The sequence below is a fragment of the Streptomyces sp. ME02-8801-2C genome (genome assembly GCF_033793965.1).
Classification (GTDB): domain Bacteria; phylum Actinomycetota; class Actinomycetes; order Streptomycetales; family Streptomycetaceae; genus Streptomyces.
Genome location: NZ_JARAXP010000010.1, coordinates 98140 through 121168, shown reverse-complemented (window position 1 = coordinate 121168; position 23029 = coordinate 98140). Strand labels below are relative to the sequence as shown.

General features: G+C 69.2%; 13 protein-coding genes and 1 tRNA gene. 5 read left to right on the top strand and 9 right to left on the bottom strand.

The annotated features are described in order from the left end of the window. The first annotated feature begins 103 nt into the window (after nt 1–103). On the top strand, nt 104–553 hold the full coding sequence (locus PV396_RS30355; protein WP_319210109.1) for a hypothetical protein: 450 nt from the start codon (nt 104–106) through the stop codon (nt 551–553). 1063 nt (nt 554–1616) lie between these two features. Here the strand turns inward: PV396_RS30355 and PV396_RS30350 are convergent. Then, nucleotides 1617–2960, bottom strand: a complete 1344-nt coding sequence (locus tag PV396_RS30350; RefSeq protein WP_319210107.1) for a mucin-1 — start codon at nt 2958–2960, stop codon at nt 1617–1619. Between the two features lie 118 nt (nt 2961–3078). Here PV396_RS30350 and PV396_RS30345 point away from each other — a divergent pair, with 118 nt between their 5' ends. From PV396_RS30345 to PV396_RS30335, 3 genes are read left to right on the top strand one after another with little or no spacing between them, the layout of a single operon-like run. Continuing rightward, entirely contained in the window at nt 3079–4416 is a 1338-nt protein-coding gene (locus PV396_RS30345; protein WP_319210105.1) for a sugar ABC transporter substrate-binding protein, read from the top strand. A gap of 17 nt (nt 4417–4433) precedes the next feature. Next, entirely contained in the window at nt 4434–5411 is a 978-nt protein-coding gene (locus PV396_RS30340; protein ID WP_319210103.1) for a sugar ABC transporter permease, read from the top strand. Then, nucleotides 5408–6253 carry a carbohydrate ABC transporter permease gene (locus PV396_RS30335; RefSeq protein ID WP_319210101.1) on the top strand — a complete coding sequence of 282 codons (846 nt, stop codon included), beginning with the start codon at nt 5408–5410 and terminating at the stop codon, nt 6251–6253. The genes PV396_RS30340 and PV396_RS30335 overlap by 4 nt, the downstream gene beginning before the upstream one ends. Nucleotides 6254–6312: 59 nt before the next feature. Here PV396_RS30335 and PV396_RS30330 read toward each other — a convergent pair whose 3' ends face one another. Next, complete coding sequence (locus PV396_RS30330; protein WP_319210099.1) at nt 6313–8952, bottom strand: SpoIIE family protein phosphatase; 2640 nt, start codon at nt 8950–8952, stop codon at nt 6313–6315. A 199-nt stretch (nt 8953–9151) separates the two neighbouring features. Continuing rightward, nucleotides 9152–10081, bottom strand: coding sequence for an ROK family protein (locus PV396_RS30325; protein WP_319210097.1), 930 nt, complete (start codon nt 10079–10081; stop codon nt 9152–9154). Between the two features lie 213 nt (nt 10082–10294). Between PV396_RS30325 and PV396_RS30320 the strand changes: the two genes are divergently transcribed. Next, entirely contained in the window at nt 10295–12352 is a 2058-nt protein-coding gene (locus PV396_RS30320; protein ID WP_319210095.1) for a SpoIIE family protein phosphatase, read from the top strand. A 1425-nt stretch (nt 12353–13777) separates the two neighbouring features. Here the strand turns inward: PV396_RS30320 and PV396_RS30315 are convergent. The 6 genes from PV396_RS30315 to tmk form a co-directional block, all read right to left on the bottom strand. Continuing rightward, nucleotides 13778–14332, bottom strand: a complete 555-nt coding sequence (locus PV396_RS30315) for a polymorphic toxin-type HINT domain-containing protein (protein ID WP_319210093.1) — start codon at nt 14330–14332, stop codon at nt 13778–13780. A gap of 88 nt (nt 14333–14420) precedes the next feature. Next, nucleotides 14421–14852, bottom strand: a complete 432-nt coding sequence (locus tag PV396_RS30310; protein ID WP_319210091.1) for a hypothetical protein — start codon at nt 14850–14852, stop codon at nt 14421–14423. A 1471-nt stretch (nt 14853–16323) separates the two neighbouring features. After that, a tRNA-Thr gene (locus PV396_RS30305) sits at nt 16324–16400 on the bottom strand. A gap of 154 nt (nt 16401–16554) precedes the next feature. Continuing rightward, nucleotides 16555–18090: an alpha/beta hydrolase gene (locus PV396_RS30300; protein WP_319210090.1), complete on the bottom strand. Its 1536-nt coding sequence runs from the start codon at nt 18088–18090 to the stop codon at nt 16555–16557. A 151-nt stretch (nt 18091–18241) separates the two neighbouring features. Beyond that, nucleotides 18242–19447 carry a DNA polymerase III subunit delta' gene (locus PV396_RS30295; RefSeq protein ID WP_319210088.1) on the bottom strand — a complete coding sequence of 402 codons (1206 nt, stop codon included), beginning with the start codon at nt 19445–19447 and terminating at the stop codon, nt 18242–18244. 146 nt (nt 19448–19593) lie between these two features. After that, entirely contained in the window at nt 19594–22914 is a 3321-nt protein-coding gene (tmk, locus tag PV396_RS30290) for a dTMP kinase (protein ID WP_319210087.1), read from the bottom strand. Between the last annotated feature and the right edge of the window lie 115 nt (nt 22915–23029).

Below are 23029 nucleotides of genomic sequence, written 5' to 3'. Positions count from 1 at the left end.
GGACATCGAGCAGGAGAGACACCGGCTGTCACGCCGACCGTCAGCGGAGGAGGCACCTCCCGTCCTGTGCACCTTCGACGTACGGACGAGCGGTTCGGTCGCGGTGTTCGAAGAAAGACTGCGATCCGTTCTCACCCCCGCTCTCCAACTGGCGGTCTCTCACCCGTTCGACGAAGGCGATCTCCCGGTCGACACGCTTCCCGACTGGTTCGTCGCCGCCGCCCGAGGAGACTCGGCGCCGGTCCCCGATTTCGTGACTCGGGGGACGGAGCGCTATGCCGCCACGCTCGGTCGAAGGCCGTGGGATCTGCAGGAATGGCTTTACCAGTTCGATCCCGAGTCCGAATTTCGCGGCTGGGCCTGGTGGGACCTGACGCAGTCCGGCAGCGACACAGCACGCGTCTGGGTGGACACCTGGGGCGAATCCTTCTTCGCGTGCGACGAACTCCGCTGGGCGGCCTATGCTTCCGGGGCCGACGAGGTCACCGGGCCGATCCTCCTGAGAGCTGCCGATTGGGTGTCCGCGCTGCCTGACCGACAGACGGGTTCGTAAACCGCTTTCCTCATCACGGTCACAGAAAACTGAAAAAGCCACCCCTCACCGACGGCAGCCACCCTTCTGAGCGCCAGCGGTGCCCGCCAAGGACCGGCCGACGGCCATGCGCCGCAGCTCAGGTCGCTGCTGGCGCTGACGATGCAGATCATGCAGCAGCGGTCCCACGCAGGCCGACGATCACCTGCCGAGCCCACTTGACCGGGTTGGCCATTGCCTGGCTGTCGGGAGCCGACAAGGCATCGGTCAGCGCCGAGCCCAGGAATGGGACCTCTGACGACCGTCCCAACGTTGCGGCTGCACTCCTGTCCGCACTTTGGCCACACCTGATCCTTGACGGCGCATCAGCTAACGTCACCTCCGTTTGACCCGAATTCCAAGGTCAACGAAAAGAAGAAACCCCAGGTCAGAGGCCTGGCCTGGGGTTCGCCATGGAGCCGCCTTCGGGATTCGAACCCGAGACCTACGCATTACGAGACCACGGGGGTTCGTGTTGCGTGGTGCTTCGCCGTGCTGTCCGGTGACGTCCTGCCTGATCAGAGCAGATGGGGCAGGTTGACCCGTGCCGCCCCGTGACTCTCGGTCCGAAGGCGTCTGTCCACCGGCTGTCCACCGGCGGGGCTCTCACCATCCCACCAGCGAGATGGCAGCGAGTTGCCAGCGATGCTGTCGACCGGTCAGAGCGGCGAGCGGAGGTCACTGTGAGACCTCTACAAGTCATCCGCCAGTGGAGTTCGTTCACGGAGCCCTCCCCGGTAGAACCTCAACCCAGGCGCTACCTGCCGGGGCACCTGCACGGCCGCCTGGGCGACGGACCCGGAGCCGGAGCAGGTGGCGGGGGCACTGAGGGGAGGCGGCGTCCTGACCTCGCCCCGTGGCGGTGGTCGGCGATCAGGTGGCCCTCGTCGGCGACCTCTGCCGCCTCGCCCCGTCGGAAAACCACGGGCGCAGCCCGGGAGCGCGCGGGATCACGAGGCATGCGCTCGGACGCCCTCGCCCCGGGCACTGTCGGATCGGCCATGGCCGCGCCCGCGTAGGGTCAGCTCGCTCTACGGCACCAGGGTCACGTGGTGGGGCCCGGCCAGATCGCCGAGGCGTCGTCGCGGTGGGGGACCGGCAAGCGCACGGGACGCACCGGCACGGATCGGACAATCCCCGCCACGGTCGCTGTCCAGGCCACGGGCCGGCCCGAGTAACACAGTGTGGTCAGGATGAAGACGCCGTCCGCGTACACCTCGACGTACTCACCGACGGTCAGAACGCGCAGTCGCCGGACGGGCTGGGTGAGTGCCGCCTCCTGGAGGAGGGATCCGCCGGTTCCGGTCACCCGTACGTGTGTGGCGTCGCAGTGGACCGCGAGCGCCGGGCTGCCGTTGTCCGTGCGCAGGACCACCTCGGCCGGGCCGGTGATGTCGACGTCCCCGACCGCGTGCAGGACCGGGCTGTCCGTGGGCTGCTCCAGCCAGGCGTCCAGGCCGTTCCACCACTCCAGTCGGGCCGTGGTGCCGGCGGCCCCACCGGGTGTGACCGTCAGCGCCTTGGGCTGGGCCAGCATGCCCCGGCAGAATTCGCCGGAGTCCCGCAGACCGACCCGGCGGGGCGTCGTGTGCAGCACCACCCGGGCGCCGTCGGGTGCCTCGATCACGCGGGGTGCGTAGGCGCCCGGGGGGCCGGCCGGGCCCAGGTGCTCCCACGGCCCCCGCAGCCGTGGTGCCGACCAGGCGTCGAAACGGTTGGCGGAGCCCACACACCCGAGCAGCAGCCAGCCGTCCCCCGTCCGCTCCAGGACCGGGCATTCCAACTGGTCGATGTCGCCGGGTGAGATCAGCGGCGGGTGGACCTGCCAGTGCGTCAGGTCGGGCGACGTGGCGAAGCCGACACAGCCGCCGGCCTCCACGGGCAGGGACACGTCGCTGGCGCAGATGGCCATGGCCCACCCGGTTCCCTCGTCGTCACGGACGACGAACGGGTCGCGCCAGCCCATGGACTCGCCGGTTCGGTACCAGCGGGGGTCGGCGCAGACCACCGGACCGATGCCCCGGCGCCGCCAGGCGGTCCCGTCCCGTCGGTCGGAGAGGGCCATCCCCACCGCCTGCAGCGGCCAGCCGCCGGCCGTCAGTGCCTGGACCCCCGTGTAGAACATCGCCAGCCCCTCCCCGTACGGGACCGGATGCATCGTCCACACGGCCTGCTGGTCGAACCTGCCCGGCAGTCCGACGCCGAAGGCGGTCCCCTGGGGCTCCCAGGACACCAGATCGGTGGAGACGGCTCTGCCGTACGAGGTCTCCATGTGCAGATGGTCGAAGCGGTCGGTCCAGGGACCCTGCAGGTGGAGCAACGTATAGACCCCGTCGTTCGACATCAGGGCGAAGTCGTTCACACAGAGGCCGGGCGGGGCGTAGCGCATGAACGGCTCCTCTCATCGTGACAGCGACCAGTGCTGCCGACGCGCGTGTCTGCAGCTGATGCCGGAGACTCACACACGCATAGCATGACATTTATGGATATCTGACGGGAGGCTCATCGTGATCGGTCGGAGTCGGCATCGGGTCGCCTGGCTGTGTGTGGCGCTGGTTCTGCCGGTCGCGGCTCTCGCCGGGTGCGGCGGGGACGGAGGCGACTCGTCACAGGGCGAAGGCGGCAGCGGCAAGGGCGACATCACCATCTGGGCGCATCAGGGCCAGGCGAGTGAGGACAAGGTCCTCCAGAACACCGTCGCGTCGTTCAACAACGCGCAGAGCGACGTCAAGGCGACCCTGAAGCTCATCCCGGCGAACGACTACACCAAAACCGTCACGGCCACCGAGGCGTCGAAACTGCCGGACGTCCTGGAGTTCGACGGTCCGACCATGGCGAACTTCGTCTACAACCGAAAGCTCACCCCCATCTCCTCGTACGTCTCGTCCAAGACCGTCGACAACGCCACCGACGCCATCAAGGACCAGGGCACGGCGGACGGGAAGCTCTACGGTCTCGGCATGTTCGACTCGGCCCTCGGGCTGTACGGCAACAAGAACCTGCTGGACTCCGCCGGTGTGGACTACCCGAAGAGCCTGTCCGAGGCCTGGACCGCCACCGAGTTCGACGACGCCCTGAAGAAACTCGCCGCCAAGGACTCCGACGGCAAGGTCCTGGACATCCAGGAAGCCGACGGCCTCGGCACCGAATGGGGGACATACGGCTTCTCCCCCATCCTCTGGTCGGCCGGAGGCAAGCTCATCCAGGACAACAAGGCAACCGGCGTGATGGACACTCCCCAAGCGGTCGAGGCGTTCAAGAGGTTCCAGTCCTGGAAGCCGTACGTCGATCCGAACACCGATGCCAACGCGATGACGAGCAGGCGGGTCGCGCTCAGTTGGGTCGGCCACTGGCTCTACCCCGCGTACAGCAAGGCGCTCGGCTCCGACCTCGTCATCATGCCGCTGCCGGACTTCGGTCTCGGGCCCAAGACCGGGCAGGGGTCGTGGGCCTGGGGCATGGGCGCGGAGACCAAGAACGGCAAGGCGGCCGGCACGTTCCTGGACTACCTGATGCGTGACGAGCAGGTGAAGGCCATGACCGACGCCAACGGCGCGCCGCCCGGAACCAGGTCCGTGCTCGCCACGAGCCCGCTCTACAAGGCCGGCGGCCCGCTCCACCTGTTCGCCGAACAGCTCGACAAGTCCTGCGGCGACGCAGACATCAACAAGTCCTGTGTGGCCGTCACCCGGCCGGTCACCGCCGGGTACCCGGTCATCACCAGCGAGTTCAGCACCGCGCTGAACTCCATCTACGGAGGAGCGGACCCGAAGTCCGCGCTGTCCAGGGCGGCCCGCGCCATCGACCGGGACTACGCCGACAACGACGACTACAAACTGAACTGAGAGGGTGGGGGCGGGCTGTGACGGCGCAGCGAGGCACCGCCCGGCCCCGCGGCCGGAACCGGGCGCGCGACGGCCGGAGTCGGCGGCGCTGCGGCGCCGACCGGGTGCCCGGCCTCGTGATGTCGGCGCCCGCGCTGCTCGGTCTGATCGCCTTCGTCGGTGTGCCCTTCGGTTACGCGGTGGTGCTGTCCTTCTACAACGTGCGGCTCGGCTCCCCACGCCCCCCGGAGTTCTTCGGGCTGGAGCAGTACCGGCGGTTGTTCACCGACCCCGACCTGTCGGACCGGTTCCTGCGGTCGCTGCGGAACAACCTGGTGTTCGCCGCTGCCGTCGTCCCGCTGCAGACCGGCATCGCCCTCGTGCTGGCCGTACTGCTCAATCGCCGGCTGAAGGGGATCGGCGTCTTCCGGTCCTTGTTCTTTCTGCCGGTCGTCTTCCCCATGGCGCTGGTCGCCGTCATCTGGCGGCTGATCCTCTCCCGCGCCGACCAGGGCATGCTCAACACGGTGCTGTCGTACGTCACCTTCGGCCACTGGACCGCGTACGACTGGCTGGGCTCGTCGGGCACCGCGATGGCGTCCGTCGTGGTGCTGTCGGTGTGGCAGGGCGTGGGCTTCCAGATGGTCATCCTGCTGGCGGGGCTGCAGCAGATCCCGGAGGAGCTGTACGAGGCGGCGAGGATCGACCGGGCCGGCCGTTGGCAGCAGTTCCTCCATGTGACGCTGCCGGGGATCCGCGGCACCCTGGTCTTCGTCGCGCTGCTGACGTCGGTACTGGCGTTCCGTGTCTTCGACCAGATCTACATCCTGATCAGGGGCGGCGGAGGGCTGGACGAGAACGCCACCCGTACCGTCATGTACGAAGCCGTCACGGTCGCCTTCGACCAGGGCAACATCGGGATGGCCTCCGCGATCACGGTGGTCTTCTTCGTCATCGTCGTCACCCTGACGCTCCTGCAACGCCGTTTCGTGCGCGCCGAGAGCGAGGACCGGTGAGCCCCCTGCGCCGGTACGGCAGACCGCGCCGCACCAGCGAGTACCTCACGCTGGGCGTTCTCGCCCTCCTCTACGTCCTGCCCGTGCTGTACCTGGTCATCGGCAGTTTCAAGCCCTCGGACGAGGTGCTGAACGGGCTGTCGGGCTTCGTACCCACCCACTTGACACTGCGCAACTACGAAGGGGTGTTCGAGAGCCTTTCCTCCCCGAGCACCGGCTACTTCTGGCAGTTCATGGCCGTGTCGCTCACCGTGGCGGCGACGGTGGTCGTGGGCGGGCTGCTGGTCAACTCGATGGCCGGGTACGCGCTGTCCCGGCTGCGCTGGCGGGGACGCGACGGCGCGTTCCTCCTCGTGCTGCTGCTGATGCTGGTGCCGTTCGAGTCGGTGGCGGTGCCGCTTTTCTATCTGTTCAACGGCGAGCGGAACACTCTGCACATCCTTGCCATGCCGTTCATCGCCAACGCCTTCTCGATCTACCAGTTCCGCACGTTCTTCAGCGGGATCCCGCGCAGCATCGAGGAAGCGGCCCGGATCGACGGCGCGGGACCGTGGCGCACCCTCTTCTCGATCGTCATCCCCATGTCCAGGCCCGTCTTCGCCTCCGTCGCGATCCTCACCTTCCTGATCCAGTGGGGTTCCTTCCTCTGGCCGGTGCTCATGATCTCCGACCCTTCCCTCCGGCCGCTGCCGCTGGAGATGAGTGTCTTCCAGAGCCAGGAGCCACCGGACTGGGGCCGGATCCTGGCCTTCGGAGTCCTGCTCGTCGCCCCGGTGCTGATGATGTTCGCGGTCTTCCAGCGCTGGTTCGTGCAGGGCGTGGCGAGTTCCGTCATCCGATAGTGAGCAGGCCCCCCGGGGTGGGCCGACCGGGGGCGCCGCCTGTCACACCCAGCAGGCGATCAGGTCTCGGAGAGGGACTGCTCGGCCCAGATGATCTTGCCGGTCGGTGTCTGGCGGGTCCCCCAGCGATCGGTGAGCTGGGCGACGAGCAGCAGTCCGCGGCCTCCCTCGTCGAAGATTCGGGCCCGCCGCGGGTGCGGTGCGGCGCTGCTGCCGTCGGCTACTTCGCAGATCAGTGACCGGTCCAGGATCAGCCGTAGCCGGATGGGGGCCCCGCCGTGCCGGATGGCATTGGTCACCAGCTCGCTGACGACCAGTTCCGTGACGAACGTGAGGTCCTCCAGTCCCCAGCCGGCCAGCTGGTCGGACGCCCGCTTGCGGGCGTCGGCGACGATGGAGGGGTCCTGGTCCAGCTCCCAGGTGGCGACCCGGTCGTCGCCGAAAGAGTGCGTACGTGCGATGAGCAGGGCGACGTCGTCGGTGGGAACGGCGGGGAGCAGTCGTTCGAGAACCGTGTCGCAGGCACTTTCCAACGGCCGCGCGTGGTAACCGGACAGGACACGGCACAGCTCGTCGAGGTTGCCGGCCTGGGCGTCGATCAGCCCGTCGGTGTAGAAGGCGAGCAGGCTGCCTTCGGGCACTTCCAGCTCGGTGGCCTCGAAGGGCAGGCCACCGATACCGAGCGTGGGGCCTGCCGGAAAGTCCAGCAGATCGACGGTGCCGTCGCTCCGGACGAGCGCGGGCACCGGGCCGCCGGCGCGGGCCACGGTGCAATGGCGGGAGATCGGGTCATACACCGCGTACAGGCAAGTGGCGGCCATTTCGCCCACGGCTTCCGGGATGTCGGCGATCTTGGCGATCTCGTGAGCGGCCCCCTGGTAAGGGGCTGCTCGCTCGTCGAGGCCCCTCATCTCGTTACGGTCGGCCCCCTCGTCGGGGCCCCGCACTTCGAGGCCGGCCCGCTCTTCACCGCCGGCCGCCTGGACGGGGGTGGCAGTCTCCGCGCGGTCATAGCCCTTTGTGCTGATGCCCTCGGCGGCCAGGCGGATGACCAGGTCGTCCAGCTGGGTGAGGAGCTCATCGGGGGCCTGATCGACATCGGCGAGGGTCCGCACCGCGATACGCAGCCGTCCCATGGCCGCCGACGCGTGGATACCGTGGCCGACGACATCGCCGACCACCAGGGCAACCCGGGCGCCGGACAGCGGAATCACGTCGAACCAGTCGCCGCCCATGCCGGCCTGGGAGCTGCCGGGAAGGTAGCGGGTGGCGACCTCCACCGCCTCCAGCTGCGGCAGCTGCCTCGGAAGGAGGCTGCGCTGCAGTGTGAGGACGGTGGCGCGCTCGCGGGTGTAGCGGCGGGCGTTGTCGACGCAGACAGCTGCCCTGGCCACCATTTCACCGGCCAGTACCAGGTCGTCCGACGTGAAGGGCTCGGGGCGCCGACGCACGAAGACCGCTACGCCGAGAGTGGTGCCGCGGGCACGCACCGGTATCGCCATCACCGCACGGACGCCGTAGTCGCGTACCCGGGCTGCCCTGACTGGGTGCCCCCCGACCCACCGGTCGAAGTCGTCGTCACCTCGCGCGCTCAGGACGGATCGGCCCGAGACCAGGCAGCGGGCGGGCGGCGAGTAGCCCGGGTAGGTGTCCACCGCTCCCAGCGCGACCACGGCCTCGGGCGCGCCCGCGGTCGTGGACCGGTGCGCGACACGGCGCAGAGCGACGGTCCCCTCGACCGGGCCAGGGAGCGGCTCGCCGCCGCGCAACACGGAATCGAGGAGATCGACGCTGACGAAGTCGGCGACCCGGGGAACAGCCACATCGGCCAGTTCGTCCGCCGTACGCGTCACGTCCAGTGTGGTACCGATTCGGGCGCTCGCCTCGTTGAGCACGGCCAGCCGCTGCCGCGCCACGAACTGCTCGGTGATGTCGCATCCCGCCGTGAACACTCCGTGCACCGTGCCGGTCCGATCCGTCACGGGCGACATGGTGACGGCCCACCAGGTCGGTTCCCGGGAATCGGACGTCGGAGCGGAGACCTCGTAACGGATCCCCTGGCCCGTCCGGGCCACTCCACGCATCACCTCGGTCACATGTTCGGAGAAGGCAGTGGCGGATGGGACGCCCTGCGCCCGGGCCTCCCCGTACAGGTTCTCGACGACCTGCCCAATTACCCCGTCGTCCTCCGCAAGGCCGAGCAGGCTGCGTGTCGCGGCGTTCATCCGCAGGATCCGCCCGTCGACGTCGTAGATCGCCAAGGTGAGCGGGGACAGCGCAAAGGCCCACTCCACCAGGCGCGGATCGCCGTATGCGCTCAGCTGGGGGTCGTCGTACGCGCCCTCCGCCTGCGGCGAGGGGGAGTGGACCAGGAACCACTGGGGCTGCCCGTCGGCGTCCAGCGCCGACCATGCCCGCAGGTCCGCTTCCAGACGGCGACCGTTCTGGTGCCGCAGCACCACCGTGCCCCTCCAGCTCCGGGAAACGGCCGCCTGCCGCAGGGCAGCCACCGGCGGGTCCCCAGCCAGCAGACGGGCCGCCGGGCGGCCGATCACGTCGGAGGGCGCGTAACCGAGCAACTGCCGGGCTCCGGGGCTCCACGCCGTGAGGAGGCCGTTCGCATCGACGGCGCACACGGCGTCCGTCATGTCGACGAGAGCCTCGCCCCCGCCCCGGGGAGCGTCATAGCTCGGATGCATGGTCACTCACCTCGCCGCCGGGTGTGTACGACGGTGTTCCGCACGCGGAACCGATCGTCTCGCGCACCGCCCTATCCAGCCTAGGTCGCCGGAAGGAAGCACGACGGGTATGGGTACGCCGGTCATATCGCCGCGCTTCCCGGCGGGCGGCGGACGATGCCGCGGTCCAGGACTCACCTTTCGCTCTCCTTCCCCTGGGCTACCTCCTCTTCCCCTGGGCCGCCTCCTCGACTGCGGAGGGCGGGACGGCGACGGTCAGAGCGGCGCCGAGCGCCGGCGCCCAGACGCCGAGCGATGCGGGCAGGAGGTCCGGCTCGAAGGTGCAGCTCGGACGTTCGGCGAGCTTGGCCCTGATCGCGTCCACCATCCAGGGCAGCGTGGCGGACGCGATGTCGCCGCCCAGCACCGCCGCCTGGGTGGGAAAGGCAGCGGCCAGGCTGTTCAGAACGATGCCCACAGCACGCCCGCTTTCGGCTAGCACTTCCACAGCAGTCCGGTCGCCGTCCTCGGCGGCCTCGATCACCGCGGCCACCCCGGACGGACTCCAGCTGGAGCGAGCCCGGAACCTGCGGACGATGGCCTGGCCGCTGGCAAAGGTCTCCAGGCATCCCCGGCCGCCGCAGCCCGGACAGTGTGCACCGTCGGGCTCCACGGTGATGTGGCCGAACTCGCCGAGGCGGTCGTCCGCGCTCGCCAGGATCCGCCCCTGGAACGCGTAAGCACCGCCAACGCCGCCCCTGTGCTGCAGGATGAAAAGTACGTTCTCCAAACCCTTCGCCGCGCCCAGCAGGAGCTCGCCGTGCCCGAACGCGCGCGCATCGTTGAGAATCTCCGTCGGGCATCCGACCCGGTACGCCAGCTCGTCCCGCAGCGGGTATCCGGCCCATGGGCCGACAAGGTTCATACTGCCCGCTCCGACGAGCCCGCTCTCCCGGTTCAGATCCCCTGGAACCGCCACCCCGAGCCGGTCCGCACGGTGTTCCCGGGTCGTCCGAGCCACGGCGTCGATGGCGTGCAGCAGCCCTGCCCGAGGAGTCCCGACGCTGCCCTTCGCTTCGACCGAGTCCCCCACGATCAGCGTCCACCTCAACTCGTCGACACCCATCTCGACGCCGAGCCAGCGCTTCACGACGGGCTCCCCTCTTTGCCCACCGGCGCCTTACCGTCTGCGGACCGGCCGCCGACGGTAAGGCTGTGGCGAGCCCCGAATCTTTTTATCATTACCCGCAATATGGGTCGATAATCAGACATGCGCCCGGAAATCCGGGGACGGAGGTGACGAGTGACCTTCCCACCACATGCCTCCGGCGTACCGGAGGGCGACCCGGGCCACTCTCGCGGCGTGCCGGAACCCACGGCCTTCGCGCCGAACACCGTGGTCGTCGTACTGGACGCCACCGGCCGCATCAGACTGTGGAGCCAGTCAGCCCAGGCCATGCTGGGCTGGACGGGGAAACGTGTCCTGGGCCGTCGCTTCGACCACCTCATGGACCCCAAGAACCTTCACCCGGAAGCACGCTCCGACATCCTCACAACGCTGCTGAGCTCCGAGTGCTGGAGCGGCCTCCTGCCCCTGCGGCACCGGGACGGCCGGCCCATCCGGGTCCATGTGCGCTCGTCCCGCCTCCTCGATGGAGACGGCAGAGCGTTCGTCCACGCGTCACTCGCCGAGACGAGTCGGCCGGGCCTGGAGGCGGCCGACTCGGCCGCGCTGGAGTCGTTCCTCGAATCATCCCCTCTGGGCGTCGCGATCTTCGACAACGACCTGAGGTGCATCAGGGCCAACCAGGCCCTGGCCCGGCTCGACCGGCGTCCACTTGTGGACCACCTGGGCCACAGCGTGGACGAGGTGATCGGCGAGCCTGTCGGCCGCCTCTTCCTCGAACTGCAACGGCAGGTGCTCAGAACCGGCCGCTCCATGATCGACGCGACCTTGCCAGGACCGGGCGTGGAAGGATTCTGCTCCGTATCCTGCAGTCGTCTGGAGGATACGGACCACAGAGTGATCGGCGTCGCCTGCACCATCACGGACATAACGGAACGTCACCGGACTGACAGCGAGAACGAAATCGTCCGGCAGCGTCTCTCGCTGCTCAACGATGTCGGATCACGCGTCGCCGACCTGCTCGACATCCCCAGGATCGCCGAGCGACTGGCCGGCACATTGGCCCCCGGGTTCAGCGACTACGCGGGGGTCGTCCTGCTCGAATCAGTGGTCACCGACGGTGAACTTCCCCGGCATGCGCCCACCCACCGCACCCCCCTCATCCAGCTGGGCGTCGCCTGGACACAGCACAATCCCACGGTCGATCGCATGCTGCGGGTCGGCCAGTCCGTCAACGTCTCGGAGAACTCGGCCGCCGACGAGGCGCTGAGCAGCGGCCTCCCACAACTCCTCGACTCCCCCGAGCGGTTGCGGTCCGCCACCTATCCGGGTGACCCCAAGATCCGGGCCGCGCTGGAGTTGGGCGTCCACTCGATGATGATGCTGCCGCTGCGCGCGGGAGGCATAGTGCTCGGCCTGCTGGTGGTGCAACGGGCGAACGACAGCCCCCCGTTCGACCACGCCGACCTGGGCTTCGCCATGAAACTCGCCGACCGCGCCAGCACATCGCTGGACAACGCCCGCCTCTACACACGCGAGCGCGCGGGCGCGCTCATGTTGCAGCGCGCACTCATGCCACAGCACATCCCCGAACCACCCGGAGTACACATCGCCTTCCGGTACGTCCCCGGCAGCACCGGCAACGAGGCCGGTGGCGACTGGTTCGACGTCACACAGCTCGCCGGAGGCCGGGTGGCTCTGGTCATCGGTGACGTCACCGGCCACGGTCTGCGCGCTGCTGCCACGATGGGCCTGCTGCGTACCGCCGTACGCACCCTCTCCGCACTCGATCTCCCACCCGCCCAGCTGCTGCAGCACATCGACGACATCGCCACCGACCTGACCCATGACCCGGATGAGGCACTCATGGCGACGTGCGTCTACGCCGTGTACGACCCCTCGCTGAGGCGCTGCGTCATCGCTAGAGCCGGACATGTACCGCCGGTGATGATCCAGCCGGAACCCACTGCTGAGGGCAGCCGCAGCGTCCGGTTGCTGGACATGCCGTCCGGGGCCCCGCTCGGCGTCGGCGGTGTGAAGTTCGAGGAAGTACAGTTCGACGTGCTCGACGGCTCGGTGCTCGCTCTCTACACCGACGGCCTCATCGAAGCCCGCGGCCAGGACATCAGCGACGGGCTCAAGCGCCTCTGCTCACAACTGGCCCAACCTCACGCCTCTCTGGAGGCGGCTTGCGACAGCGTCCTTGGCATCCTCGAACCGGGCGCCGAACAGGACGACGTGGCCCTGCTCCTGGCCCAGCTTGTCGGGCTTCCGGAAAACCCGAGATCTCCCTGAACGCCGCTGGCGCCGACCCTCCCACGGACGGGGGTTCCCGTCCGGGCGCGACGCCGCGGCGGGATCCTCACCAGTGACATCGCCCCTCGGCAGCCGGGATGGTCCCCAGACTGTCGGAACAGCACAAGCCTGCGCCGCCGACCACCCTTTCCCAAACCCTCGCTTCCCCCAGGGCCGCGAGGCGATCCTGACGAGCCGTCACGCACGCTTGTCCACCGGCTGTCCACCGGAGCCCCTGCAAGCGAGTCCGATCCAACGACTCGGTTCACCAAACTCGCAGGTCACATCCCTGGAATCCCTCACGCACGGTTCCAAGGTCATAAAAACAGAAAAACCCCAGGTCAGAGGCCCGACCTGGGGTTCACCATGGAGCCGCCTTCGGGATTCGAACCCGAGACCTACGCATTACGAGACCGTGAGCATTCGTGCTGCGTGATGCCCGGTCGTGCCGCCTAGTGACGTTTTGCCTGATCAGAGCATGTGCGGCTGGTTGGTCTGTGCTACCTCGTGTTACGTGGCCCAAAGGCGTCCGGCCACCGGCTGGCCACCGGAAAGGGCACTCGGGTGGCAAAGAGCCGGGGCGCCGGGGTTGTCATCTTCTCCCAGACGGTGAGAATCATGCGGGCCATCGTCTGCCAGGCGAAGCCTGCATCGTCCGCGGCGTGGTCACGACGCTCCTTCAGCACTGCGAACTCCGCGTCCGACGGACGTGGGCCCGAGGAGTCGCATTTCTGGAGGAGGCCGAGGCGCGGGCGGGGTAGCGCCCCGACACCGTGCAGTGGCGGGGCGCTACTCGTTCAGGCTGGCTCGCCGTCCGCCTACGCCTGCGGGCGACTACTCCAGATGACGCTGCGGTCTTCGCTGTCGAAGTCGGATCCGACGGGGTCTTCTCCGCCGCGCGTAGCAGTAACGCTTCGACACAGCACGAATCCGGATCCGCTTTTGGACCGGAGGACGACAGGCAGATGCAGCTTTCTGCCGGACGGACCGATTCCAGAGAAACCGAGAATCTCTTCGGCTTCGGACTTGCTTGCGGAGCACAACTCAATGGACTTGTACTGCTGGACCAACTGCATGGCACTCACACCTTCGAAAAGGAGGTCCAGGCAAGCAGCGTTTTCCGTGCTGTCGGGAACTGCCCGAAGGAGCAACTGCGAGTGTCCGATCCCATAACGCCAGACTCTGAAGGTCCGATCGGATGTGAACATGACGGCGGAACTTGCGCGATCATTTGAAGGGGTTGTCATCTACCCGACCTCCCTTGTACCAGGTGATTCTTTCCCACGCCTGTGGAGACTGGCTGATTTTGTAGAGCTCCCAGTTCGTCAGGCCTTCGAATCCGGACGGATCGACCGTCTTCCCCGCACGGGCCGCGGCGAGGGGGTCAGTGATTCCGTCCAGGTTGAACGAGATCTTCGTCGTGGATCATGAAGAGAGATACGCTTCGAACTTCTTGTACCACGGGCCACTCCCAGGCCAATCGTGGTATGTCAAAGCATCGCGTTCCATGGCGAACTCTTCGAGGGCCATTATGTCTTCATCCACCGTCTGCAGGCCGAGCGCGATGCGTTCGCACACCGATGCCGAGTTGTGGACGAGGACCGACGTACTACCCGCCAGGACGTAGTAGGTGTGGAGGTTGTCGACGGTGAGGTTGTAGGCCGAGTGGAGCCGGTGGTAAGGGTGGACACTGGCCACGGTGACGGTCCGGCCGTCGTTGGTGCGCAGGGTCTGGCCGGGCTTGAGGTCGCCGGCGTCGATCCAGCGATGCGCGCTGGGCGACCAAAAGGGATGGTGCTGGGTGGCGGTGATCCGTGCGTTGCCGGCGCCGATCGTGATGTCGGCGAAGTCGGTGTCGTCCGGCGTGTAGATGGTGTCGGTGACGGTGTGGCCTTCTGTGCGGCCGCTTTCGGGATCGGTGGCAAGGACCGCGTCGCCGACCCTGACATCCTGGATCCGCTTGGTCGTTCCGTCTGCCATCAGCACTGGTGTGGTGCCGGGGAAGCTGTTGCGCTCGCACGACTTGCCAAGGATTCTGCCGATCTTGGCTGCGATGCCGGCGAGGGCCTCATTGGACAGCCCGTCGAGGGCGCGTAGTGCCTTCCAGGCGTCCGCGGGTCTTCAGATCCTCGACCGCGATACGGAACTCAGGCGTGTCGGGGGCCGGCGCCGTCCTGGGGAAACCACCTGAGGACAGGAAGATGCGGGCGTCGTCCGCGAACACCCGGGGAACGAACAGCGTGTTGGGTTCTATCTTGCCGGAGTTCTTCTTCCACAGCGCCCACGCCTGTTGTTCCTCCGGAAGGCCCCCGGAGGTGTACAGCTGGTCGCCGATCGTCAGCGCGGCATTCTTCGTGTCGTCGTCTGCGGTGGGTGAGGGCTCGTAGAACGGCGAGAAGAGGTCGATCGCTTTGCCCCACGACTGGTAGATCCACGGGAGCAGCCCGATCCGGTCGTAGATCTCGGTCGCCCCCTGCGGCGCACCAGGGTAGCTACGCAAGCCCGTGACGGTGGTGGTGAACGCATGCCCCTGGTCCAGGACCTTGGCCTGCCACTGGGCGCTGTTGTCCTCGTCGCGGAGAAAGCCGTGTGCAGGGGGTCCTTGGTGTCATAGAGGTCCCGGTTGAGCTTTAGATGCAGCTGATCCGGCGGCAGCCCGATGGCGCCCTGTGCCAGGGCGAACAGGTTGGGGCCGCCCTTGCGCAGGGCGTCGACGCCCACACACTGATCCCCGCGCAGCTGTTCCGCGGCCTTGGCGTCGAACCCGTCGTAGGAGTCGACGGCCGGGCTGGTATGGAGATCCTGGCCGATGGCCGAAGCAGGCTGCACCGCCACGGTGGCGAGAAGAGCCAGGGAGGCGAGCGGGACGACCGGAGTCGCCAAACTGGCCAGCCATCTCGGGCGTCTGCCGTGCTTCCGTACAGGTCTGCGTAACACGCGTATCCCTCTCTTTTAGGGGGCGACTGCTGCAGGCGCACTCCTGGGAGGGACGCGTCAGACCCGCACATGGGGGCATCACGCAGTGTTGGGCGCTCCCCCCGCGGACACGCCGGACACTCCTGGACAAGCGGACTGGTCAGGTCCCTCCAGGAGCGGACGCCAAAATAGGCATGCCAGCGCTTCCCACGACAAGGCTTTATGCACAGGGTAGTTACGTTCGGTAATCATCCGATCATGGAGGGAATTAGGGTGGACCCTGTGTGCAGCTTGTGAGAGGTGCCTTGCCAGCCTCTTACGAGGCGCACCCTTGCACACGCTCCGCAACAGTGAGGCCAACATCACAGTCGAAGTGAAGTCTCTTCGAAGACCTCATCGGACCGACGACTGGTCGGTGGCCCCGCACCTTCCCCTCCTACAACCCGGCGATTTCATAGCGTGTGCGTGTTCAAGAGCCCGATCGACTACAAGAACGGATACTGTCCCGGCCTCACCATGGGAGTGGCTGCGCACGAAGGACTCCACAGTTCGAGGAGATTGACAGGGTGAGGTTCCCCCGCAGCGCGAGAGCTGCTGATCATGATCGCGGTTGTGGTGACCCTCCGTGGCTCCGGCACTGAAAGTGATCCAGAACCACGGTTAAAGCACGGCGACACCTCCGATAGCTACTGGACGGTCATGTCCCCCGCGACCCGGCCCCATCAGGCCCCAGGGGAGACCACAGACTGATCGTGGGATTTGTACGGATGGCACAACCATGTGGTGCATGCACGCCTGCGACTGCAAGGCGGGCTGGGGATCCATCTGCACCGTCGCTGCACGCTTGGCCACCAATTGGCCACCGCGTCGCGCGAGCGGACGGGCCGAAAAGAACAAAAGGCCAGTTCACGGCCGTTCAAATCGAACCAATCACGGGCCGCCAACCTCAGACCTACGCATTGCGATGCGTAGACCACACGTACCCGATTAGCCCGGATTCCAAGGTCAACCGAAACAAGAAACCCCAGGTCAGAGGCCCGACCTGGGGTTCACCATGGAGCCGCCTTCGGGATTCGAACCCGAGACCTACGCATTACGAGTGCGTTGCTCTGGCCATCTGAGCTAAGGCGGCGCGCCGTCCGCACTATGGTGCGATCAGCAACGTCGGTAAGTCTACACAGTTTCCGAGGGTGCTCCGAACACCCCCCGGAGGGCTCCAGACGGCCCACCCCGAGGCCCCCTCAGCCGCCTCCCTGCCGGTGCCCGGCCACGCATGAACACGCCCCCTACGCGCACCGTTTCCCCTCCACCGGAGGCACCCCCCGCAACAGATACGCGTTGATCGCATCGTCGATGCACCCGCTGCCCCGCCCGTACGCGGTGTGGCCGTCGCCCTCGTAGGTCAGGAGGCGGGCCGAGGAAAGCTGGTCGGAGAGGGAACGGGCCCAGCGGTACGGGGTCGCCGGGTCGCGGGTCGTGCCGACGACCACGATCGGGGAGGCGCCTTTCGCCTCGATACGGTGAGGCTCGCCCGTCGGCCGGACCGGCCAGTACGCGCAGCTCAGGGAGGACCAGGCCATGACCTCGCCGAAGACGGGGGACGCCTTCTCGAAGGACGGCAGCGCCTCGCGCACCTGCTCGGGGGTGGTGTACGCCGCCGGGAGGTCGAGGCAGTTCACGGCCGCGTTGGCGAACATCAGGTTCGAGTAGCGGCCGTCGGCGTCCCGCTCGTAGTAGCTGTCGGCGAGGAGCAGCAGGCCCGCGCCGTCCTTGTCCCGCATCGCGGAGGCCAGCGACTCGCGCAGTTGCGGCCACGTGCTCTCGTCGTACATCGCGGCGATCACGCCGGTCGTGGCGAGGGCCTCGCCCAGTTTGCGGCCGTCCGCGTCGCCGGTCGGGATCGGCGAGGTGTCGAGGTGGCGGAAGAACGCCTTCAGGTTGGTGCCGACCGCACTCTCCCGCGTACCCAGCGGGCAGTCCGGCTGCCGTACGCAGTCCTTCGCGAAGGCCTCGAACGCCGTCTCGAAGCCCGCCGTCTGGTCGAGGCTCAACCGGCTCGCGGACAGGGAGGGGTCCATCGCACCGTCCAGGACCAGCCGGCCCACGCGGTCCGGGAAGAGACCCGCGTACGTCGCGCCAAGGAACGTTCCGTACGACGCCCCGACGTACGTCAGTCGCCGGTCGCCCAGCGCCGCCCGCAGGATGTCCATGTCGCGGGCCGCCTCCACCGTGGACACGTGCCGCAGCAGCTTGGGCGAGTTGCTGCCGCAGCCCTCGGCGAACTTCTTGTACTCGCCCACCAGTTCGTCCGTCTCTCGGGCGTTGTCGGGGGTCGTGTCCGTCTGTGTGTACGCGTCCATCCCGCGGCCGTTCAGGCACTCGATCGGCTCGCTGTGTGCCACCCCGCGCGGGTCGACCGCGACCATGTCGTAGCGCGCGCGGACCTTGGCCGGGTAGCCGATGCCCGCGTACGCCTGCACGTACCCGACCGCCGAACCGCCCGGTCCTCCCGGGTTGACCAGGAGCGAGCCGAGCGCCCTGCCCCCACCGGTGGCCTTCTTGCGGGAGACGGCGAGGCTGACGTCACCCTTGGAGGGGGCCGCGTAGTCGAGGGGTGCCTTCATCGTGGCGCACTGGAAACCGGCGACACCGCACGACCGCCAGCTCAGCTTCTGCGCGTAGTACGGCGCGAGTCCGGCCGCCCCGGTGTCCGCCGACGAACCCGCTGCGCTTGTCGAACTCCCTGTGGAACAGGCGGAGACGAGCAGCAAGGCGACCGCGAGCAGTGTCCAGGTCTGACGGGGAATGCGCCTCATGTGCATTCACCGAGCGTAACCCTGGGAAGCCGCACGGATACCCTCCGTCCACGATATGACTCATACGAGTTACCAGTCCCCAGCCCGCAGCCGCAGCCGCTGCCCGCAGCCCCCAGGCCCGAGCCCTCAACCCCCAGCCCCGAGCCGGCGGTCTGCGTCAGCCCGCTCTCAGCGCCAGCGTCATCGCCTCCACCGCCAGCAGGGGCGCCACATTGCGGTCGAGCGCATCGCGGCACGCGGCGATCGCGTCGATGCGGCGGAGCGTGGACTCCGGTGAGCCGGCGCGGGCCAGGCGCTCGAGGGTGTCCTCGGCCTCCGTGTTGGCGATCGCCAGGCGGGAACCCAGCTGAAGGGCGAGAACGTCACGGTAGAAGCCAGTGAGGTCGATCAGGGCCAGGTCGAGGGTGTCGCGCTGCGTACGCGTTCTCCGGCGCTTCTGACGGTCCTCCAGCTCCTTCATCACGCCAGCCGTGCCGCGCGGCATCCGGCCACCCTGGGCCGCTCCGAGCGCAGCCTTCAGCTCGTCCGTCTCCTTGACGTCGACCTCCTCGGCGAGCTGCTTGGCGTCCTCCGCCGCCGAGTCGATCAGCTCCTGGGCCGCCTTCAGACAGCCGCCGACGTCCTGGACGCGGAGCGGCAGTCTGAGTACGGCCGCCCGCCGCTCCCGGGCACGCGCGTCCGTGGCCAGCCGACGGGCGCGGCCGATGTGGCCCTGGGTCGCCCGGGCCGCGGTGTGCGCGACGTCCGGCTCGATACCGTCCCGGCGGATGAGGATGTCGGCCACCGCCTCCACCGGCGGGGTGCGCAGGGTGAGGAGACGGCAGCGGGAGCGGATCGTGGGCAGCACGTCCTCGATGGACGGGGCACACAGCATCCACACCGTGCGCGGCGCGGGCTCCTCGACGGCCTTGAGCAGCACGTTGCCGGCGCCCTCCGTCAGCCGGTCCGCGTCCTCGAGGACGATGACCTGCCAGCGTCCGACGGCGGGTGACAGCTGGGCCCGCCGGACCAGTGAGCGGGTCTCCTTGACGCCGATGGAGAGCAGGTCCGTACGGACGATCTCCACGTCCGCGTGTGTGCCCACCAGGCTCGTGTGGCAGCCGTCGCAGAACCCACAGCCGGGGATTCCGCCGAGAGCACGGTCGGGGCTCACGCACTGGAGCGCGGCGGCGAAGGCGCGGGCCGCCGTTGACCGGCCGGAGCCGGGCGGGCCGGTGAAGAGCCAGGCGTGTGTCATCTTCGACGCGTCGGGCAGGGGCTCGTCCGCTGCGACGGCGGTGACCAGGGCATCGGCGTCCCGCGCGGCGGCCTCCAGCTGCGCGCTCACCTTCTCCTGGCCCACCAGGTCGTCCCACACCGGCATGGGAGCACCACCCTTCCGTCACGCCATCGCGCGACACCGTCCCAGCACGCCGTTTCGTCACGGCTTGCCGCACGGAGCCCATTGTGCGGGCCCCCACTGACAACGAGCCCCACAGGCAATGAGCCCACAGGCAATGAGCCCCGCTCTCAGCGGCGACGCCCGCCCCGCCCGCGCCCCTCGTCCCGGTCGTCGTCCGCGTGCGGCCCGAGCAGCTCGTCGGCCAGCGTCGGCAGGTCGTCCAGCGGAGTCTCCTCCGCCCAGTCGGAGCGCGGGCGCCGGCGCGGGGTGCCGTCGGCGTCGAGCTGGGGCAGCTCTCGCGTACGGTCCTCGCCGGTCCCGGACGGATCGTCAGCCCGTTCGTCCCGGAAGAACCCCGGCGGCACGCGATCCGCCGACGCGCGGTCCTGCCGACCCGCCCTGTCCCCCCGTACGGGTGGCAGCACAGCGGTCTCGTCCGCCGCACCCGGCACCACGGGCGGCAGCACAGCCGTCTCGTCGGCGGCACCCGGCGGCACGGCGGGCAGCACAGCGGTCTCGTCCGCCGCACCCGACACGACGGGCGGCAGCACAGCAGTATCGTCCGCCGCACCCGGAGGAGCCGTCGGCACCGGCGGAAGCACAGCCGTCTCATCGGCCGCCCCCGGAGGCACCGGCGGTTTCTGCAGCCTGGTCGTCACCTCCGCGTCGGATCCACCGGACCGACCGCCACCCGCCACCGCACCGGAACCGGCGGCCCCAGCCGCACGCGTGCCCGTGCCCGCACCGGAGTCACTACCCGAAGCCGCGCCCTCCGCAGCAGCCGCAGTAGCGGCAGTAGCCGCAGCAGCCTCCGCCGCTGCCGCCGAGGCCTTCGCGGCGGCCGCAGCCGCCGCCTCCGCGACCCGGCGCCGCTCGGCCTCCGCCCGGACCAGTGCCTCCTCGGCCTTGCGCTGCTTCTCCAGGCGGCGTTCCTCCGCCTCCGCGTGGAGGCGCGCCTCCTCCTCGGCCTGCTTGCGCCGTCGTTCCTCCTCGGCCTTGCGGCGGGCCTCGGCCTCGGCGCGGGCCTTCTCCTCGGCGAGCAGGCGTGCCCGCTCCTCCTCGGCACGCCGACGCGCGTCCTCGGCCCGCTGCCGGGCCTCCTCCGCCTGGCGTTCGGCCTCGCGGCGCTGCGCCTCCTCCAGCTCGCGGCGCTTGCGCTCCTCCTCCTCGGCGCGCAGCCGGGCCAGCGTCTCCTGGCGCTCGCGCTCGATCCGCTCCTCCTCGGCCTTGCGCGCGGCCTCTTCCTCGGCCTTGCGCCTGGCCTCCTCCTCAGCCGCCTTGCGGGCCTCCTCCTGGGCCTTCACCTCGGCCTCGGACAGGGGCAGCATCAGGTCGAGCCGGTGGCGGACGACCGCCGTGACGGCCTCGGGCTCCTGGGCCGCGTCCACGACCAGGTAACGGCCCGGGTCGGAGGCGGCCAGGGTCAGGAAACCGGACCGCACGCGCTCGTGGAACTCGGCCGGCTCCGACTCCAGCCGGTCCGGCGCCTCGGTGAACCGCTCGCGGGCGGCCTCCGGAGAGACGTCGAGCAGGACGGTCAGATGCGGGACAAGGCCGTCGGTCGCCCAGCGCGAGATACGGGCGATCTCCGTCGGGGAGAGGTCCCGGCCCGCGCCCTGATAAGCCACCGACGAGTCGATGTACCGGTCGGAGACGACGACCGCGCCCCGCTCCAGGGCTGGCCGTACGACCGTGTCGACGTGCTCCGCGCGGTCCGCCGCGTACAGCAGCGCCTCCGCGCGGTGCGAGAGTCCGGCGCTCGAGACGTCCAGCAGGATCGAGCGCAGCCGCTTGCCGACCGGGGTCGCCCCCGGCTCGCGTGTGACCACGACCTCGTGGCCCTTGGCCCTGATCCACTCGGCCAGGGCCTCCGCCTGGGTGGACTTGCCGGCGCCGTCGCCGCCCTCCAGGGCGATGAAGAAACCGGTCGCGGCGGGTGCCTGCGCGGGGTCGTCGCCGCCGCGCACCGCGTCCCGCAGGTCGTGCCGCAGCGGTACGCCGGACCGGTCGTCGGCCTTGGCGAGGACCAGCGCGGCCACCGGCAGCAGCAGCGCGCCCACCAGCATCAGCGTGAACGCCGCGCCGCCGTGCGCGAACACGAACTTGCCGTTCTCCAGGCTGCGCGGCCCGATGAGGCCCGCCACCAGGGGCGCGATCAGCACGGCCAGCGCCACGGACACCCGTACGACCGCGTGCAGGTGTTCGGTCAGCCGGGCCCGCCGCTGGTCCTCGGTCTCCTGGTCGAGCAGCGTGTGCGCGGTGTTGGCGGCGACGCCCGCGCCGATGCCCGCGAGGGCGAAGACCAGCAGCACCGTCGTCACGTCCGGGACCAGCCCGGCGGCGAGCAGTGCGATGCCGGTGAAGGCGACGGCCAGCGCGAGCAGTCGGCGCCGCGACAGCGGCACCAGCACCTTCGGTGCCGTACGGATGCCGACGACCGTGCCGCCGGTCAGGGCGAGGAACAGCAGGGCGAACAGCACCGGGCCGCCGCCGAGATCCTGGGCGTGCCGTACGGCCACGGAGCAGGCCGCCGCGACCGCGCCGGAGATAGCCGCGCAGACCAGCACGAGCAGCGGGATCGCGCCCGTGCGGCCCTTGTCGGTGGCCGTGCCGTACTTGGGGCGGCGCAGGCCTTCGAGCGGTGACCGCGCGCGGGGGGTGCGTGCGTCGGGCAGTTCCAGGGCGGTGAGCACGGAGAGCGAGGCGGCGAAGAGTCCGGCCGCGACGTACGACCCGAAGGCCGCCTGGTGCCGGGCGAACCAGTCGATCCCGGTGCCCAGCAGGTTGTTGACCAGGCTGGCGACGAGGAGCGCGGCGCCGGCGAGCGGCAGCGCGACGAAGGTCGTACGCAGGGACAGGCGCCGCAGGGCGTCCATGTGGTCCGGCAGCGGGCGGACCGTCGCCCCCTCCGGGGGAGGCGTGGGCAGCAGCGCGGGCGCCGCACTCTCCCGGCACACCGTCCAGAAACGCTCGGCGACGCCCGCCACGAAGGCGGTGACCAGGAGGATGGCGAGGGCGTTGTCCGGCGTCCAGTCGATCCACAGGGGCGCGATGATCATGAGTACGGCGCGCAGTCCGTCGGCGCCGACCATGGTCCAGCGGCGGTCGAGCGGGCCCTCCTGCGCGGTGAGCGACGTGAGCGGACCGAGCAGTACGGCGCCGAAGAGCAGCGTGGCCAGCACGCGCGCCCCGAACACGGCGGTCACGGCGAGCGCCGCGCCCCGGTAGCCGCCGCCGAACGAGCCCTCGGCGATGGCCGCCTGAAGGACCAGCACCACCACGACCAGCAGCGCGAGCGCGTCACCGACACCGCCCACCAACTGCGCGCTCCACAGCCTCTTCAGCTGGGGCTGGCGCAGCAGGGCACGGACGGCGCGTTCGCGGGAGTCCGCGACCAAGGCGTCGTCGGGGGCCTGGTGGGTGGCCGTTGGCAGCTCGGCTGGCGTCATGCTTTCAGCCTATCGGCAGCCACCGACAGCCCGAAGTGGCCGTCCGGACGTGAGACCGCCCCGACACCTGATGGGTGCGGGGCGGCCGTTTCGCGAAGCTCACGCGAAGGCGAAG

What these genes read in the sequence shown, in the direction of transcription:
- PV396_RS30315 (WP_319210093.1), bottom strand. Translation starts at nt 14,332, where the DNA reads ATGGCAGACGGAACGACCAAGCGGATCCAGGATGTCAGGGTCGGCGAC.
- tmk (WP_319210087.1), bottom strand. Translation starts at nt 22,914, where the DNA reads ATGACGCCAGCCGAGCTGCCAACGGCCACCCACCAGGCCCCCGACGAC.
- PV396_RS30350 (WP_319210107.1), bottom strand. Translation starts at nt 2,960, where the DNA reads ATGCGCTACGCCCCGCCCGGCCTCTGTGTGAACGACTTCGCCCTGATG.
- PV396_RS30295 (WP_319210088.1), bottom strand. Translation starts at nt 19,447, where the DNA reads ATGCCGGTGTGGGACGACCTGGTGGGCCAGGAGAAGGTGAGCGCGCAG.
- PV396_RS30330 (WP_319210099.1), bottom strand. Translation starts at nt 8,952, where the DNA reads ATGCATCCGAGCTATGACGCTCCCCGGGGCGGGGGCGAGGCTCTCGTC.
- PV396_RS30300 (WP_319210090.1), bottom strand. Translation starts at nt 18,090, where the DNA reads ATGCACATGAGGCGCATTCCCCGTCAGACCTGGACACTGCTCGCGGTC.